The organism is Pseudomonas sp. MWU12-2029, assembly GCF_023242425.1.
Classification (GTDB): domain Bacteria; phylum Pseudomonadota; class Gammaproteobacteria; order Pseudomonadales; family Pseudomonadaceae; genus Aquipseudomonas; species Aquipseudomonas kribbensis.
This window is the reverse complement of the sequence record NZ_JALJDY010000005.1, coordinates 415,886-431,656: the sequence shown is the minus strand read 5'-3', so window position 1 is coordinate 431,656 and position 15,771 is coordinate 415,886. Positions and strand designations below refer to the sequence as shown.

The following is a 15,771-nucleotide window of genomic DNA, read 5'->3' as shown; positions in this document are numbered from 1 at the left end:
GACCAGCCCGACCATTTCCATACTGCGCCCAACAAGAAATCCAAAAGCGCTGTAGGGAGATATCCATGAGTTCTGCACCCACGCCTACCCCATTGGAGCTGAGCACCGACGTCGCCATCGTCGGCGCCGGTCCCGTCGGCTTGATGATCGCCAATTACCTTGGCCAGTGTGGCGTGAAAGTCACTCTGGTGGAAAAACTCGACAGCCTGATCGACTACCCCCGCGCCATTGGCCTGGACGATGAGAGCTTGCGTACCTTCCAGGCGGTGGGCCTTGCCGACGCCGTGCTGCCCCACACCACCCCTTGGCACGCGATGCGCTTCCTTACTCCCAAAGGTCGCTGCTTCGCCGATATCCAGCCCAAGACCGATGAATTCGGCTGGCCACGACGCAACGCCTTCATCCAGCCCCTGGCCGACCGCGTGCTGTTCGACGGCCTGCAACGCTTCGATAACGTCAAAGTGCTTTTCAGTCGCGAACTGGAGAGCTTCGAACAAAGCGACAGCGCTGTTGTGCTCAACCTCAAAGATCAAAACGGTCGCGGCGAGCGCCTGAATGCCCGCTACCTGATCGGTTGCGACGGCGGCAACAGCCTCGTGCGGCGCAGCCTGGATATCAGCTTCGAAGGCAAGACCGCGCCGAACCAGTGGATCGTGGTCGATATCGCCAACGATCCGCTGGGCACTCCTCACGTTTACCTTTGCTGCGACCCGGTGCGCCCTTACGTTTCTGCTGCCCTGCCCCATGGCGTTCGGCGTTTCGAGTTCATGGTCATGCCCGGAGAGACGGAAGCCGAGCTGAGCAAACCGGAAAACATGCGCAAGCTGCTCGGCAAAGTCTTGCCCAACCCGGACCACATCGAGCTGATCCGCAGCCGCGTCTACACCCACAACGCCCGTCTGGCTGGACGTTTCCGTCAGGGTCGGGTGCTGCTGGCCGGCGATGCCGCGCACATCATGCCGGTCTGGCAAGGCCAGGGTTACAACAGCGGAATGCGCGACGCCTCCAATCTGGCGTGGAAACTGGCGATGGTGATCCAAGGCCTGGCCGCCGACAGCCTGCTCGACAGCTACGAACAGGAACGTCGCGACCACGCCAAGGCAATGATTGATTTGTCAGTGCTCGCCGGTCACGTACTGGCGCCGCCCAAGCGCTGGCAAGGTACCTTGCGCGATGGTGTGTCCTGGTTGCTGAACTATCTGCCGCCGGTCAAACGCTTCTTCCTCGAAATGCGCTTCAAGCCGATGCCGCAATACACCAAGGGCGCGCTGATCGCCGCGCAAGACAGCGCCTCGCCGGTGGGCAAAATGTTCATCCAGCCGCAGGTGCTCACCGAAGCCGGCGAACGGGTGCTGCTCGACGAAGTGATCGGCAAGCATTTCGCAATCATTGCCTGGGGCAGCGATCCGACCTGGGGCCTTTCGGCTGCGCAAATCGAACAGTGGCAGGCGCTGGGTACGCGCTTCATTCAGGTGCTGCCGGACGTCCAGCTCAAGGCCGCCAGCGATGCCGGCAAACACGTGATTCGCGTCGGTGACAGCACCGGCCGGATCCGCGAGTGGTTCGCCCAGGGGGCCTCGTCCATCGCCCTGGTTCGCCCGGATCGTTTTGTTGCCGGTTTGGCCATTCCGCAAACCGTGGGTCAGGCCTGCGATCAGTTGATCCTTGCGCTCAAGGCTCTGCCGCAACCGGCCGCGACTTTCGTCGCCAGCAAGGTGGCCTGAGATGAGCGCTTATCTGCACTGCATGTCCCACACGCCGCTGGTGGGGTTCGTCGACCCCGAACCGCAGGTGCTGGCCGAAATTGACGGCATGACCGCCGCGGCCCGTGAGCGTATTGCCCGCTTCGCCCCGGAGTTGATCGTGCTGTTCGGCCCGGACCACTACAACGGCTTTTTCTACGACGTGATGCCGGCGTTCTGCATCGGTATGGCTGCCCATGCAATCGGCGATTTCGGTACGGCTGCCGGTGAACTCGACGTGCCTAGGGCGCTGGCTGAATCGTGCGCCCAGGCGGTGCTCAATGCCGGGGTCGACACCGCCGTGTCGTATTGCATGCAGGTCGACCATGCTTTCGCTCAGCCACTGGAATTGTTGCTCGGCGGTTTGCAAGGCTGTCCGGTAATCCCGGTGTTCATCAATTCGGTGGCGGTCCCCCTGCCCGGTTTCAAGCGTGCCCGCTTGCTCGGCGAGGCCATCGGTCGATGGGCCAAAACATTGAACAAACGTGTGCTGTTTCTGGCCTCCGGCGGCTTGTCGCATCAGCCACCGGTGCCGGAGCTGGCCAAGGTCGATGCGCGCATGGCGGACCGACTGATGGGGAGCGGCCGTGATCTGCCTGCCGATGAGCGCCTGGCCCGCCAGAACCGGGTCATCCAGGCCGCAAGGGATTTCGTTCAGGACCAGCACTGCCTGCATCCGCTCAACCCGACCTGGGACCAGGGCTTTCTCGACAGTCTCGAACAGGGTCGCCTGAGCGACTTCGATGGGCTGGGCAATGACGAACTGTCGGCACTGGCCGGCAAGTCCACCCACGAAGTGAAAACCTGGGTCGCGGCGTTCGCCGCCCTCTCCTCCTTCGGCCCGTACCAGACCGAAGACCGCTACTACCGACCGATCCCTGAATGGATCGCCGGCTTCGCCAGCCTCGGCGCACGACCACAGCACAACCATCACTGAATTTCGAGGAACTGCCATGACTGCCACTGGATTCACCGAAGCTTCCACCAGCCGCTTTGCCCGCATCAAGGAAGGCGACCTGGACCTGCAACTGCATTACAACGATGTCAGTCCAATCCCTGAAAATCCGGGCGCCGAAACCGTGGTCATGCTCCACGGCTCGGGTCCCGGTGCCAGCGGCTGGGCCAACTTTCACTGCAACATCGAGCCCTTGGTCAACGCCGGCTACCGGGTGATCCTGATGGACTGTCCTGGCTGGAGCAAAAGCGATCCGGTGGTCTGCGATGGCTCGCGCTCGGACCTCAATGCCCGCGCCCTGAAAGGCCTGATCGACGTGCTGGACCTGGACCGCGTGCACATCATCGGCAACTCCATGGGTGGCCACAGCACCGTGGCGTTCGCCCTCGCCTACCCGCAACGCATCGGCAAACTGATCCTGATGGGCGGCGGCACCGGCGGCCCGAGCGCCTTCGTCCCGCAACCCACCGAGGGCATCAAGCTGATCGGCGCACTGTACCGCGAGCCGACCATCGACAACCTGAAGAAGATGATGAACGTCTTCGTCTTCGACGCCAGCAGCATCACCGACGCGATGTTCCAGACTCGCCTGGACAACATCCTGGCGCGCCGCGACCACCTGGAAAACTTCGTCAAGAGCAGCACCCTGAACCCCAAGCAGTTCCCGGACTTCAGCCATCGCCTGCACGAGATCAAGGCCCGCACCCTGATTGTCTGGGGCCGCGAGGACCGCTTCGTGTCGATGGACACCGGCCTGCGCCTGCTGGCCGGCCTGCCCGACGCGCAACTGCACGTGTTCAACCGTTGCGGCCATTGGGCCCAGTGGGAACACGCCGACACCTACAACCGCCTGGTGCTGGATTTCCTGACCCATTGATGACCGAGGCCACCATGACCCTGAATCAAGCCACACTGGAGCAACTGGCAAGCGACCTGCGCCAGGCCCAGGCCCACGGCGAAGCCATCGCGCCTTTGCGCGAACTGATCGGCGAAGACAATGCAGACGCCGCCTACGCCATTCAGCGCCTGAACATTGCTCACGCGGTGGGCAATGGCAACCCCGTAATCGGTCGGAAGATCGGCCTGACCAATCCCAAGGTCCAGCAGCAACTGGGTGTGGATCAGCCTGACTTCGGCACCCTGCTCGCCGACATGCGCTATGACCACAACGACTGTGTACCGATCGGTCGCGTGTTGCAGCCGAAGATCGAGGCGGAAATCGCCCTGATCCTCGAGCGTGACCTGCCGAGCACCGAGACCACTTTCGCCGATGTACTGGCCGCCACCGGTTGGGTCGCTGCGGCGCTGGAAATCGTCGGCAGCCGGATCCAGAACTGGAACATCCGCTTCGTCGACACCGTGGCCGACAACGCCTCCAGTGGCTGTTTCGTCCTCGGCGAAAGCACCCGCCAGATCGACGGCCTCGACCTGCAGGCAGCCACCATGCGCATGACCCGCAACGGCGAGGAAGTATCCAGCGGCAGCGGCGCCGAATGCCTGGGACATCCACTCAACGCTGCGGTCTGGCTGGCTTGCACCATGGCCCGCCTGGGCGATCCGCTGCGCGCCGGCGACATCATTCTGACCGGCGCACTCGGGCCGATGGTCGCGGTCGCTGCCGGTGACCGTTTTGAAGCCGAGATCGACGGTATCGGTCGTGTCGCGGTCGACTTTGCATAAGGGGCAACAACCATGAACAAACTCAAAGTCGCGATCATCGGCTCGGGCAACATCGGCACCGATTTGATGATCAAGATCCTGCGTAACGCCAAGCATCTGGAAATGGCGGTGATGGTCGGCATCGACCCTGCCTCCGACGGCCTCGCCCGCGCCCAGCGTATGGGTGTCGCAGTGACCCACGAAGGTGTAGAAGGCCTGATGCGCATGGACGAGTTCAAGAACATCGATTTTGTTTTCGACGCTACCTCGGCTGGCGCCCACGTGAAGAACGATGCGTTCCTGCGCTCGGTCAAACCCGGCATCCGCCTGATAGATTTGACCCCGGCAGCCATCGGCCCGTATTGCGTGCCGGTGGTCAACCTGGAACAGAATCTGGCTCAGACAAACGTCAACATGGTGACCTGTGGTGGTCAGGCGACTATCCCGATGGTCGCGGCGGTGTCGCGGGTGGCCAGGGTGCATTACGCCGAGATCGTCGCCTCGATCGCCAGTAAATCCGCCGGCCCCGGCACCCGTGCCAACATCGACGAGTTCACAGAAACCACTTCCAGGGCCATCGAAGTGATCGGCGGTGCAGCCAAGGGCAAGGCAATCATCGTGATGAACCCGGCCGAGCCGCCGCTGATGATGCGCGACACCGTGTTTGTGCTGTCCGAAGCCGCCGATCAGGCGCAGATCGAGGCTTCCGTCGAGGAGATGGCGGCGGCAGTGCAAGCCTATGTGCCGGGCTATCGCCTCAAGCAAAAAGTGCAGTTCGACGTGATTCCCGAACACGCGCCGCTGAACATTCCGGGCCTCGGACAATTTTCCGGGCTCAAGACTTCGGTGTTCCTCGAAGTCGAAGGCGCTGCCCATTACCTGCCCGCCTACGCCGGCAACCTCGACATCATGACCTCCGCTGCCTTGGCCACCGCCGAGCGCATGGCGCAGTCGATGCAAAAGGCTTGAGGAGAATTTCATGAACGGCAAAAAACTCTACATCTCCGACGTGACCCTGCGCGACGGCAGCCATGCCATCCGACATCAGTACTCGCTGCAAAATGTTCAGGACATCGCGCGCGCACTGGACAAGGCCAGGGTCGATTCGATCGAAATCGCCCACGGCGACGGCCTGCAGGGTTCGAGCTTCAACTATGGCTTTGCTGCCCATACCGATCTGGAATGGATCGAAGCAGCGGCCGATGTCATTGAGCACGCCAAAATCACCACCCTGCTGCTGCCGGGGATCGGCACGGTGCACGACCTCAAGGCCGCCTATGACGCCGGTGCACGGGTGGTGCGCATCGCCACCCATTGCACCGAAGCGGATGTCTCGAAACAGCACATCGAGTACGCCCGCGAGCTGGGCATGGACACCGTCGGTTTTTTGATGATGAGCCACATGATCCCGGCCGAGCAGCTCGCCGCGCAGGCCAGGCTGATGGAAAGCTACGGCGCGACCTGCGTGTACATGGCCGACTCCGGTGGTGCGATGAACATGCAGGACGTTCGCGAGCGCTTCCGGGCTTTCAAAGCCGTTCTGAAACCGGAAACGGAGACGGGGATGCATGCCCACCACAACTTGTCGCTCGGCGTGGCCAACTCGATCACCGCTGTCGAGGAAGGCTGCGACCGCATTGACGCCAGTCTCGCCGGTATGGGTGCCGGCGCCGGCAATGCGCCGCTGGAAGTGTTCATCGCCGCCGCCGAGCGCCTGGGCTGGAACCACGGCACCGACCTCTACACCCTGATGGACGCCGCCGACGACATCGTGCGTCCGTTGCAGGACCGCCCGGTGCGGGTCGATCGCGAAACCTTGGCCCTCGGTTACGCCGGGGTCTACTCCAGTTTCCTGCGCCACGCCGAAATTGCCGCCGCCAAATACGGCCTCAAGACCCTCGACATTCTTGTCGAGCTGGGCAAGCGGCGCATGGTCGGCGGCCAGGAAGACATGATCGTCGACGTCGCGCTGGACCTGCTCAAACGCTGACCCCTGTACCACCCCGGCCGACCGTCCACGCAGCGGTCGGTCGGTTCTGCTTTGCCCATTACAACAATAAAACGGGTACTTCCCATGACATCGCTGAACGTGACAACCACCACGCTGTACATGGCACGGACCATCAGTCTTTGCTTCCTCGTCGCCCTCATGGAAGGCCTCGACCTGCAAGCCTCGGGGATCGCCGCCCAAGGCATGGCGGCAGCCTTCCAGCTGGACAAACTGCACATGGGCTGGGTCTTCAGCGCCGGGATTTTTGGTCTGTTGCCCGGTGCATTCCTCGGTGGCCTGCTGGCCGATCGCATCGGCCGCAAACGGGTACTGATGGCCTCGGTGGCACTGTTCGGGCTGTTCTCCCTGATCACGGCCATGGCCTGGGACTTCAACAGTTTGATGATTGCCCGTTGCCTCACCGGCGTGGGGCTCGGTGCCGCCCTGCCCAACCTGATCGCCCTGACCAGTGAAGTGGCCGGCCCGCGTCTGCGTGGCACTGCCGTCAGCCTGATGTACTGCGGCGTGCCGCTGGGTGCGGCACTGGCAGCCAGCATCGGCATCGCTGACCTCGCCGGCGGCTGGCAGGTAGTGTTCTACGTCGGTGGCGTGGTGCCGCTGTTGATCGTGCCGCTGTTGGGGCTGTATCTGCCGGAGTCGGCGCAGTTTCGCAACGCCCGTGAATCTGCTCCGACCGGAGTGGTCCGGGGTCTATTCCGAGAAGGAGCGGCGCTGCCGACGCTAATGATCTGGGTCAGTTACTTCTTCACCCTGATGGTGGTGTACATCCTGATCAACTGGCTGCCCAGCCTGTTGGTCGGCCAGGGCTTCAGCGGCCGCCAGGCCAGTTGGGTCATGCTGGCACTGCAGTTTGGCGCGGCCTTCGGCACCTTGTTGCTGGGTTGGGTGATGGACCGGTTGCCGGCCTGGGCCCTGTCCGCGCTGATCTACGTCGGCATTCTCGGTTCATTGATGGCTCTGGGTCTGGCCAGTCGGTGGGAAAGCATGCTGGCAGCCGGTTTCGTCGCCGGTTTCTTTGCCACCGGCGGTCAATGCGTGCTGTATGCCCTGGCACCGCACTTCTATCGTCCGACGATTCGCGCCACAGGCGTCGGCAGCGCCGTCGCCATCGGCCGCCTGGGTGCCATGAGCGGCCCCTTGGTCGCCGGCAAAATGCTCGCACTCGGCACCGGCACCACCGGGGTGATGATGGCTTCGGCACCCGGCATCGTCATCGCCGCCCTGGCGATGTTCTACCTGTCGGTACGGCGCAACGGCGCTCAAATCGACTGAAACCCCTTTCTCGAACCCCGTGCTAGAACAGTACGGGGCTGCTCCATAACCCTGAATTGAACACCGCCCTGTTCAAATTCGTCGCTGACAAGGAAACCGCCATGAAACGCAGAGACTTCCTGAACGCTACAGGCGTAGCCATTTCCGCAGGTGCTGTCATGTCCGTAATGCCTGCCGTCGCTTCTACCGCTTCACCTTTTTCGGATGGAATGATCAACACGAATGCCCGGCGCATTGACGTACACCATCACTTCGTTCCGGACTTCTGGGCAGCCGACCTGGCCAAAAATGGCGGCGATCCGTCAGGCTGGAAAATGCCAGCCTGGAACCCCGTCTCGGACATCGAGTTCATGGACAGCCTGGGCATCGACATGGCCATGCTCTCGCTCACTGCGCCGGGTGTCGCAGGCTGGAAGGGGCAAGCGGCCCTGGACATGGCACGTCGCGTCAATGAATACGCCGCGCAACTTGCCAGTGATCATAAAGGGCGCTTTGGCAGCTTTGTGACCCTGCCGATGCAAGACATCGAAGGTGCCTTGAAGGAGCTGGAACACGCCATGACAGTGTTGAAAGCCGAAGGCGTGATTCTGCTTTCAAATTACGACGGTCTCTACCTGGGCGACGCCCACTTCGATCCGGTCTGGCAGGCTTTGGAAGCCTACAAGGCTGTGGTGCTCATCCACCCAACTCAACCCAGGCTGGAACTTATCCCTGGCATTCCTGGCCCCACGGCGGATTATCCTTTTGATACGACCCGCGCGGCACTGAGCCTGCTGGCGAATCGAGTACCTGCCAAATACCCTGATGTCAAAATCATTCTGTCCCACGCTGGCGGTTTCATTCCCTACGGGGCTGACCGATTTGCGCAAAGCCTGGGCAATCTTGGCCTAGGGTTTACCCCTCAAGAACTGATCAGTCAGATGCAGAACTTCTATTTCGATACTGCACTGTCCGCCAGTGCAACCGTGCTGCCGAGCCTGATGGCGTTCGCGCGCCCCGGCCATGTGCTTTTTGGCAGTGACATACCCTATGCAATCAACGACAAGGTGAAATGGTTCACACGTAACCTGGACACTTACCAGGGTTTCTCCAAAGGTCAGTTAAGTGCCATCAATCGTCAATCCGGCCTGACGTTATTTCCCCATCTAAAAAACTGAACACGCAATAAATCCACCTCGCCGACCTCGTTTGTCGGCGAGGCGGATTCGTTCGCCTTTCATTCAGTACACGCCTATCAATAACAACAAAATGAAGGCCAAAATGAACAAATATTTTGTACTGACGACCCTCGTCGCCATGAGTTCATCCTTGCAGGCAAATGACTTCATCAGCGATAGCTCCGCAAAACTGACGTTACGCAACTTCTATTACGATAGGGATTATCGCGATGGCAGTGGCCAGTCCCAGGCACAAGAGTGGGCACAGGGTTTCATATTCAACTATGCCTCGGGCTATACCGAAGGCACGATCGGTTTGGGTTTGAATGCCGTTGGAATGCTCGGCGTGAAGCTTGATTCAGGCCCTGGTAGAACCGGCACCGGCATACTGGCGTATAACGCCTCGACTCACGAAGTTGCAGATGATTATTCCAAATTCGGCCTGGCTGCCAAGGCGCGCTACTCAAAGACAGAGGTGCAACTGGGCACACTGCAACCCTTGATGCCTGTGTTGCTGGCTAACACCATGCGGTTGTTCCCGCCTTTACTGCGGGGGGGCTACCTGACGTCCAAAGAAATGGATGGGTTAACCTTGCATGTTGCGCATCTGGATCGCATCAAATATCGCGACTCCACTGATTTTGAACCCATGGCAATCGCCAATCCCAACCGCCGATTCAAGGCCGGGGCGACCTCAAACGATTTGAATATTGTCGGGGCTGACTACAACTGGTCGAAAACCCTTACTACCCGCTATTACCACGCCACGCTTAACGATCTGTATGAGCAGGACTATATCGACCTGGTGCATTTCCTGGACCTTGGGCACAGCCGTTTAAAGACTGATTTACGTTATTTCAACAGTCGTGAAAACGGCAATGAAAAAGCGGGAGCCGTCGATAACCAAACGTTGAGCAGTATGTTTACCTGGCTGGCGGGTGCTCATTCCCTGGGCGTGGGTTACATGCAACTCACTGGCGATACGGCCCTGCCCTACGTTTCAGGTACGAGTGTCAACGTCAACACCGAAGGCGCATTGGTCTCCGAGTTCGTTAATCCCAACGAGCGTGTGATGCAAATTCGGTACGACTACGACTTTGCGGCTTTAGGCATTCCCGGGCTGCGCGGTATGTGGCGCTACATCAAGGGCGATCACATTGAACTGCCAGGCGATGCCATCGGCAGCAAAGAACGCGAACGTGGAATAGAGCTCTCTTACGTGATTCAAAGCGGCACGTTCAAGGATGTGGCATTCAGGATTCGTCAGGCCGACTACAACAGTGACTTTGCGCGTAACGTCGGCGAGTTGAGAGTCAATGTGGATTACTCTGTCCAATTGTGGTGAGTATGAGACGGGAGCTTTCGGGCAAAAGCAGACAGTCAATGCTTGCGGGTCTGATTTCTTGAGATCAGTAGAGACCTTCACAAAATCGATCTCGGCCTGGTCCGGAAAATTTATGTTTTCCGGAATTCACCAAGGCGACACATTTGACTCAAATTGAACGACCGTGTTCAACTTGCGCTACGCCATACTCTTGCGCCTAGAGGCTCCCATAGTGAAGCTCAATCCCGCACAGCCAGCACGCCACGACGCTCCCACCGTACGCGCCCGTGCACTGACTCATCTGATTTTCGAACGGCCGGATCTGGAACGGACCGAGCGCTTTCTTAAGGACTTCGGGCTGCTGACGGTTCTGCGCAATGCGGATCTGCTGCTTTTACGTGGCACCGGACCGACGCCCTATTGCTATCGCGTACATCGCGGCAAGAAGCCACGTTTTATTGGTTTCGGTCTGAGTGTCGGTTCGCGCGCAGACCTGGAGCGTCTGAGCTTGCTACCACAAGCCTCACCCATCATGCCGTGCGATCACCCCGGCGGTGGCGAACAAGTCATCTTGCGCGACCCGTCCGGTTTTCTCGTCGAGGCCCTTCATGGTCAGTCAGTGGTTGGCGCCCGGCCCCATCGCCCGGCCTTGCCGCTCAACCTCGGGGATAGCGTGGTACGCATCAATGCAACCCAGCGTCCACCAATGGTTCCCCCGGAGATCATTCGCCTTGGCCATCTCGTGCTGGAAGTGGCGGATTTCCAGCGTACCTGCGCCTGGTACACACAACACTTCGGATTCATTCCCAGCGACGTGCAGTTGCTGCCTGACGGTTCGCCGGCGGTGGCCTTCCTGCGTCTGAATCTGGGCGACACGCCAGCCGACCATCACACGCTGGCCCTGGCCCAGGGATTCATGCCGGCCTACAGCCATAGCGCTTATGAGGTGGTCGATCTGGACGCCGTCGGCATGGGCCAGAAGGTTCTTCGGGACCAGGGTTGGCGCCATGCCTGGGGTATTGGCCGGCACATTCTTGGAAGCCAGATCTTCGATTACTGGCAGGACCCGTTCGGCGACAAGCACGAGCACTATTGTGATGGTGACCGGTTCACTGCCGACCAGCCCACAGGTCTGCACAGTGTCAGCGCAGCGGCGATGTCCCAGTGGGGCGAATCCATGCCCAGAAGTTTTACCAAACCGAAACTGACACCGGCGAATGTTCTTTCCTTGTTCCGCCATCTTCGCCGCAGTCCGGATCTGAGCGTGCGCAAGCTGATCACACTGGCACGTCTGTTCGCCTGATTTTGCAGCGTCGCAAACCACACGAGGTTGGCGCTGGCCCCCTCCTCACCCCTCAGGAGTCGTTGTCATGGCTGTGCAGGTTGTCCGTTTCGAATATCAGAACACCGTCCAATGGGGACGTATTCACAATCAGCGCATCACGCCCGTTTCTGGGCAATACGCGACAACCGGCGAGTTCATCCGGCAAGTCAGCATCGAGCAGTTGCGCGACCTGAAGAGCCCGACACTCGACCTCAATCAAGTGCGACTGCTCTCCCCGGTCACCCGCAACCAGCAGTTTGTCTGTCAGGGTGCCAACTACCGTCAGCACATGATCGAGTCCGGGATGGATCCGGACGCCAAGTCGTACAACATGATGTTTACCAAGGCAGCCAGTTGCATTTGCCCGGCCGACAGCGACCTGATCAAGCCACGCCATGTCCGCTTTCTCGACTACGAGATCGAGTTGGGCCTGGTCATGCGCAGCGACATCAACGGCCCGGTCCAGATTGACGACAGCAACCTGCACCAGTTCGTGGCCGGACTGGTCATCGTCAATGACTATTCGGCGAGGGACATCCAGATTCCGCAGATGCAGTTCTATAAAGGCAAAAGTTTCCGCACCTTCGGCCCGGTCGGGCCTTATTTGTGTCTGTTGGAAGCCAACCAGATGCACTACCTCAAGGCCTTGCAGCTGCGCCTGACCGTCAACGACCAACTGCGCCAAGACGACAATACCGCGAACATGGTTTACCCCCCTGCGCAGACCCTGACAGAACTGTCTGCCGTGCAAGATCTCGCGGCCGGAGACCTGATTGCCACAGGCACTCCGGCCGGCTGTGCGCTGGCCATTCCATCACCCGCCACCCAGCGCATTGCCGCCCTGCTGCCCGAGGCCCTCAAGTGGAAACTGTTTCTGAAGGCCCAGGCCCGTCGCGAGCGCTACCTCAAGCCGGGCGACAGGGTCGAGGCGAGAATCCGTAGCGCGGACGGCATTGTCGATCTGGGTGTCCAGCGCAATCTTGTCGTCGAGCAAGACTGATCAGAAGCTGTGATTCAACTGCAGCCCAAGGCCATTGACCGTGTTCTGGTAGGTGGCGCTGTAACCCGGACGCAGCCCGCCCTGGGACGTGTCCTGTGAAACCTTCACCGGATCTTCGTGGATGTAGCCGTATCCCAGATCCAGAGAGGTCTGATCGGTCATCTGCCAGTTCAGGCCAACCGTGAAAATCTTCCGGTCTCCCGTTGGTGCACGGGTGGACGTGTACTGATTGGGCATCGGCGTCGGCTCATAGGCGATCCCGCCACGAACCTTCCATTGCTTGTTCAGGCGATAGGCTATGCCGGTGGAGAACGACCAGGTGTCACGCCACTTCAGGGTTTCGAGGATCGTATCGAAAGGGCCATAGGCCTGTGGCACGCCGGAGTTCAGCACCCTCAATTCCTGCACGCGGCTCCAGCGACTCCACAACGCGCCGGCGGAGACATCCAGTCGTTCATTGATGCGCCAGGTCGCCGAGGCATCGACCGTTTCCGGTGAAGTGAAATCCAGGCTCGCGTCATATTTACCGTTGAGTCCCGGCAGCCCCAGCACCGGGATCGGTGCCAGCAATCCATTGGCACCGGAGACCTTGGTCTTTCCGCTCAGGTTGTAATCGACTCTGGAGTGATAGGTGAGCCCCAGGGTCAGGTCGTCGAGCGGGTCGAACAGGATGCCCAGACTGAAGCCCATTGCCGTGTCGTCGCCGGTGACTTTGACGGTCCCGTCGCCCTGCCCGCCCACCGCGCTGTTGGCGATCTTGCTTTCGAGCAGCCCGTCGATGCGGTTGATCGTCGGCCCAAACCCCACAGACAGTCGATCATTGATCCGGTAACTGACCGTCGGCTGCAAGGTGACGACCTTCACCTGAGTCTGCGAGCTGCGGTAGCGTCCCTGGAAGTTGCTCTCGTAGTCCGTGCTCCCGCCAAAAGGGGCGTAAACCCCGAACCCAATGTGCCAGTCCTCGTTGAGTTGCAGCGTGTAGAAGCCCGATGGCACGACGATCGGATCAGGCACCATATCGCCGTGTGAAGTGCCCGACACCGTGGTATTGACCTGGCTGATGCGCGAACTGACATCGATGAAACTGAGACTGCCACTGACGTGTTCACCCGCCAGGCGGGACATGCCGGCGGGGTTGCCGTAAACGATCGAGGCGTCCTGAACATCAGAAGCCCGGCCGGAATAAGCCTTGCCTCCCGAGCTGATGCTCTGTTCGTTGATTTGCAGGCCGTTGGCCAGGAGTTGAGTGGAGGTGAGGCAAAGCCCCAGCACGCAAAGCTGATTTCTTATTGTCATGATTTGGCTCTTGTTATTTTTTTGGCGGGCGCGAACACCCAAGGCACGCGGATGGATCGTTGGATTCAATGATGTGTTAGGTCGCCGGCCATCCATGGCGACGGGTTTGGTTCAGCGTTTGCGCATCCGCTCGGCCAGCGCACCGATCGGTCGGGTCATGCTGCGTCGCAAGCGTTGAGAGAAGGATTCGCCCTCATAGACCGGTGCCGGGGTGACCACTTCATTGGGCTGGCTGTACTGCGGAAACAGACTGAGTGCATGGGCACGGTTGATGCCATGCATGATCGCCGGCGACCACATCTCCAGGCTTTCCAGCGTCCGGCACTGCAGCGCCGTGGCGGGAGCCGGGGCGAAGGGAAAGTCACTGCCGAAAAGAATGTGTGACGGTTCCACCAGCTCCTTGAGCGCCGCCATGGAATAAGGTGATGGTGACAACGCCGTGTCGAAGTAAAAACGACGGATATAGGTCATGACGCCTTGCGGCGCGTGTTGCTGAAATTCCGGCAACATGTTGGCCAGCGAGACACGCCAGGCCACAAACGGCAGGAAGCCGCCGGAGTGGGACAGAATCCAGCGAATGCCGGGATAGCGCTCCATGGTCCCGCTGAGGATCAGATTGACCGCCGCGCGCGTGGTATCGCAGAGAAACTCAATGAGAAATCCCGGGGTCTGCAGACCAATGCTTTCGCTGGTCTGGTGCATGTTGGGATGGATGAATACCACGGCTTTTCGGCGATCGAGTTCGGCCATCAGTTCGTCGAAGCGTGGATCGCCCAGGAATACCCCGTCGGTGCTGCCCAGCAAAACAATGCCCTCGGCCTTGAGTACGTCCAGCGCATGAACGGCTTCACGGCAGGCGGCCTCGGTGAACGGCATCGGCAGCACCGCGAAGTTGCCGAAGCGGCTCGGGTAGCGTGTACGCATCTGTGCGGCGAACTCGTTGCAGCGTCGCGCCAGCTCGCTGGCTTGTTGGACCCCGTCACCGAAGTGGACGCCGGGCGCAGACAGCGAGGTGATCGCCCGTTCGATGCCGTTCGCATCCATCACCTCAATGGATTTTTCCGGGGTCCAGTCTGGCAGCGGCGCACCCGCAACGGAGTGCAGCCCTCTGGTATTCATCGCATCGACGAATGCGGGGGGAATGATGTGATGGTGGACATCGATACGGCCTTGCTTGATTGACATGCTGACTCTCTTGTTTGGGCTTCGACCGAGCACCTGCGGCCATTGGGTAAAGAACCGTGCTCGGTGGGCGTACAACTTTCGAGATCAATATTGAACATTTGTGTTCAATTATGTCAATGATCGGCAAACGCTGATTTGCTTTATTTTGAACGCGCTTGTTCAATGTCCGGAATCTCTCCGTTGGAGCTCATTGCTTTGAAACTCAGTCCCGTGCAGAAGCGCATCCATGAGGCTGCGATCCGGCTGTTTGTCGAGAAACGTGTCGAAGAAGTCAATGTCAGCGAACTGGCACAGATCGCCGGGGTAGCGCGCGGCACGATCTACAACAACCTCAACTCGGTGGAGACGCTGTTCGAAGATGTCGCCAGCCAGCTCAGTGCCGAGATGAACGACAGGGCCGCGCGCAGTACGGATCCCCATGCATCCCCCGCCGTCCGCTTGGCCACCGGTATCCGCCTGTATATCCGCCGCGCCCATGAAGAGCCGCACTGGGGAGCCTTTATCGTGCGCTACGGGGCCAGCAATGAGACGCTGCAACAGATGTGGAGCGGCCCACCCATGCACGATGTGCTCAGCGGCCTGAGCAGTGAGCAATACAGCTTTCGACAGGAGCAACTGCCTTCGGTGATGGCGATGATCGGTGGCGGCGTGCTGGGGGCCACGATGCTGGTACTTCAGGGGCACAAGACCTGGCGCGACGCGGGTTCCGATATGGCCGAATTCGTTCTCAGGGCGCTCGGCGTGCCAGCCGATGAAGCGCGCGGCATTGCTACACAGGATCTACCCCTTCTCGCAGCCTGATGTCCTCCTCTGATTTTTCTAGAGCCAGATCCCTTGGGGAATCTG

The 15,771-nt window shown here is 60.1% G+C and carries 14 protein-coding genes; 12 read left to right on the top strand and 2 right to left on the bottom strand.

Features of this window, described 5'->3' with window-relative positions; translation table 11 throughout:
- Window positions 1-65 precede the first annotated feature (65 nt).
- The 11 genes from M5B44_RS15250 (at window position 66) to M5B44_RS15200 (ending at window position 12,444) form a co-directional block, all read left to right on the top strand.
- Window positions 66-1,724 carry a bifunctional 3-(3-hydroxy-phenyl)propionate/3-hydroxycinnamic acid hydroxylase gene (locus M5B44_RS15250; RefSeq protein ID WP_248739721.1) on the top strand — a complete coding sequence of 553 codons (1,659 nt, stop codon included), beginning with the start codon at window positions 66-68 and terminating at the stop codon, window positions 1,722-1,724.
- A 1-nt stretch (window position 1,725) separates the two neighbouring features.
- The gene (gene mhpB / locus M5B44_RS15245; RefSeq protein WP_248739720.1) at window positions 1,726-2,679 is read left to right on the top strand and encodes a 3-carboxyethylcatechol 2,3-dioxygenase; all 954 of its coding nucleotides are present in this window, start codon (window positions 1,726-1,728) and stop codon (window positions 2,677-2,679) included.
- A 16-nt stretch (window positions 2,680-2,695) separates the two neighbouring features.
- A complete protein-coding gene (locus M5B44_RS15240; protein WP_248739719.1) occupies window positions 2,696-3,574 on the top strand; it encodes an alpha/beta fold hydrolase in 879 nt (292 codons plus the stop codon).
- Window positions 3,575-3,588: 14 nt separating this feature from the next.
- On the top strand, window positions 3,589-4,377 hold the full coding sequence (gene mhpD / locus M5B44_RS15235; RefSeq protein ID WP_248739718.1) for a 2-keto-4-pentenoate hydratase: 789 nt from the start codon (window positions 3,589-3,591) through the stop codon (window positions 4,375-4,377).
- 12 nt (window positions 4,378-4,389) lie between these two features.
- The gene (locus tag M5B44_RS15230) at window positions 4,390-5,325 is read left to right on the top strand and encodes an acetaldehyde dehydrogenase (acetylating) (protein ID WP_248739717.1); all 936 of its coding nucleotides are present in this window, start codon (window positions 4,390-4,392) and stop codon (window positions 5,323-5,325) included.
- Window positions 5,326-5,335: 10 nt separating this feature from the next.
- Window positions 5,336-6,346, top strand: a complete 1,011-nt coding sequence (gene dmpG, locus M5B44_RS15225) for a 4-hydroxy-2-oxovalerate aldolase (protein WP_248739716.1) — start codon at window positions 5,336-5,338, stop codon at window positions 6,344-6,346.
- An 84-nt stretch (window positions 6,347-6,430) separates the two neighbouring features.
- The gene (gene mhpT, locus M5B44_RS15220) at window positions 6,431-7,639 is read left to right on the top strand and encodes a 3-(3-hydroxy-phenyl)propionate transporter MhpT (RefSeq protein ID WP_248739715.1); all 1,209 of its coding nucleotides are present in this window, start codon (window positions 6,431-6,433) and stop codon (window positions 7,637-7,639) included.
- Between the two features lie 101 nt (window positions 7,640-7,740).
- Window positions 7,741-8,796: an amidohydrolase family protein gene (locus M5B44_RS15215; RefSeq protein WP_248739714.1), complete on the top strand. Its 1,056-nt coding sequence runs from the start codon at window positions 7,741-7,743 to the stop codon at window positions 8,794-8,796.
- 103 nt (window positions 8,797-8,899) lie between these two features.
- Complete coding sequence (locus M5B44_RS15210; RefSeq protein WP_248739713.1) at window positions 8,900-10,141, top strand: OprD family porin; 1,242 nt, start codon at window positions 8,900-8,902, stop codon at window positions 10,139-10,141.
- Window positions 10,142-10,352: 211 nt separating this feature from the next.
- Window positions 10,353-11,423: a VOC family protein gene (locus M5B44_RS15205; RefSeq protein ID WP_248739712.1), complete on the top strand. Its 1,071-nt coding sequence runs from the start codon at window positions 10,353-10,355 to the stop codon at window positions 11,421-11,423.
- A gap of 67 nt (window positions 11,424-11,490) precedes the next feature.
- Complete coding sequence (locus M5B44_RS15200; RefSeq protein WP_248739711.1) at window positions 11,491-12,444, top strand: fumarylacetoacetate hydrolase family protein; 954 nt, start codon at window positions 11,491-11,493, stop codon at window positions 12,442-12,444.
- Here M5B44_RS15200 and M5B44_RS15195 read toward each other — a convergent pair whose 3' ends face one another.
- Window positions 12,445-13,740: an OmpP1/FadL family transporter gene (locus M5B44_RS15195; protein ID WP_248739710.1), complete on the bottom strand. Its 1,296-nt coding sequence runs from the start codon at window positions 13,738-13,740 to the stop codon at window positions 12,445-12,447.
- Between the two features lie 111 nt (window positions 13,741-13,851).
- Window positions 13,852-14,925 (bottom strand): amidohydrolase family protein, encoded by a 1,074-nt coding sequence (locus M5B44_RS15190; protein WP_248739709.1) that lies wholly within the window; start codon window positions 14,923-14,925, stop codon window positions 13,852-13,854.
- A gap of 162 nt (window positions 14,926-15,087) precedes the next feature.
- On the opposite strand from M5B44_RS15190, the gene M5B44_RS15185 reads away from it, so the two are divergent.
- Entirely contained in the window at window positions 15,088-15,726 is a 639-nt protein-coding gene (locus M5B44_RS15185; protein ID WP_167748762.1) for a TetR/AcrR family transcriptional regulator, read from the top strand.
- The last annotated feature ends 45 nt before the right edge of the window (window positions 15,727-15,771 follow it).

Excerpts from the sequence above, each read along its gene's own strand:
- M5B44_RS15195 (WP_248739710.1), bottom strand. The coding sequence starts at position 13,740 with ATGACAATAAGAAATCAGCTTTGCGTGCTGGGGCTTTGCCTCACCTCC.
- mhpT (WP_248739715.1), top strand. The coding sequence starts at position 6,431 with ATGACATCGCTGAACGTGACAACCACCACGCTGTACATGGCACGGACC.
- M5B44_RS15185 (WP_167748762.1), top strand. The coding sequence starts at position 15,088 with ATGTCCGGAATCTCTCCGTTGGAGCTCATTGCTTTGAAACTCAGTCCC.
- M5B44_RS15215 (WP_248739714.1), top strand. The coding sequence starts at position 7,741 with ATGAAACGCAGAGACTTCCTGAACGCTACAGGCGTAGCCATTTCCGCA.
- M5B44_RS15230 (WP_248739717.1), top strand. The coding sequence starts at position 4,390 with ATGAACAAACTCAAAGTCGCGATCATCGGCTCGGGCAACATCGGCACC.
- M5B44_RS15240 (WP_248739719.1), top strand. The coding sequence starts at position 2,696 with ATGACTGCCACTGGATTCACCGAAGCTTCCACCAGCCGCTTTGCCCGC.
- mhpD (WP_248739718.1), top strand. The coding sequence starts at position 3,589 with ATGACCCTGAATCAAGCCACACTGGAGCAACTGGCAAGCGACCTGCGC.
- M5B44_RS15210 (WP_248739713.1), top strand. The coding sequence starts at position 8,900 with ATGAACAAATATTTTGTACTGACGACCCTCGTCGCCATGAGTTCATCC.
- M5B44_RS15190 (WP_248739709.1), bottom strand. The coding sequence starts at position 14,925 with ATGTCAATCAAGCAAGGCCGTATCGATGTCCACCATCACATCATTCCC.
- M5B44_RS15200 (WP_248739711.1), top strand. The coding sequence starts at position 11,491 with ATGGCTGTGCAGGTTGTCCGTTTCGAATATCAGAACACCGTCCAATGG.
- dmpG (WP_248739716.1), top strand. The coding sequence starts at position 5,336 with ATGAACGGCAAAAAACTCTACATCTCCGACGTGACCCTGCGCGACGGC.
- M5B44_RS15250 (WP_248739721.1), top strand. The coding sequence starts at position 66 with ATGAGTTCTGCACCCACGCCTACCCCATTGGAGCTGAGCACCGACGTC.
- mhpB (WP_248739720.1), top strand. The coding sequence starts at position 1,726 with ATGAGCGCTTATCTGCACTGCATGTCCCACACGCCGCTGGTGGGGTTC.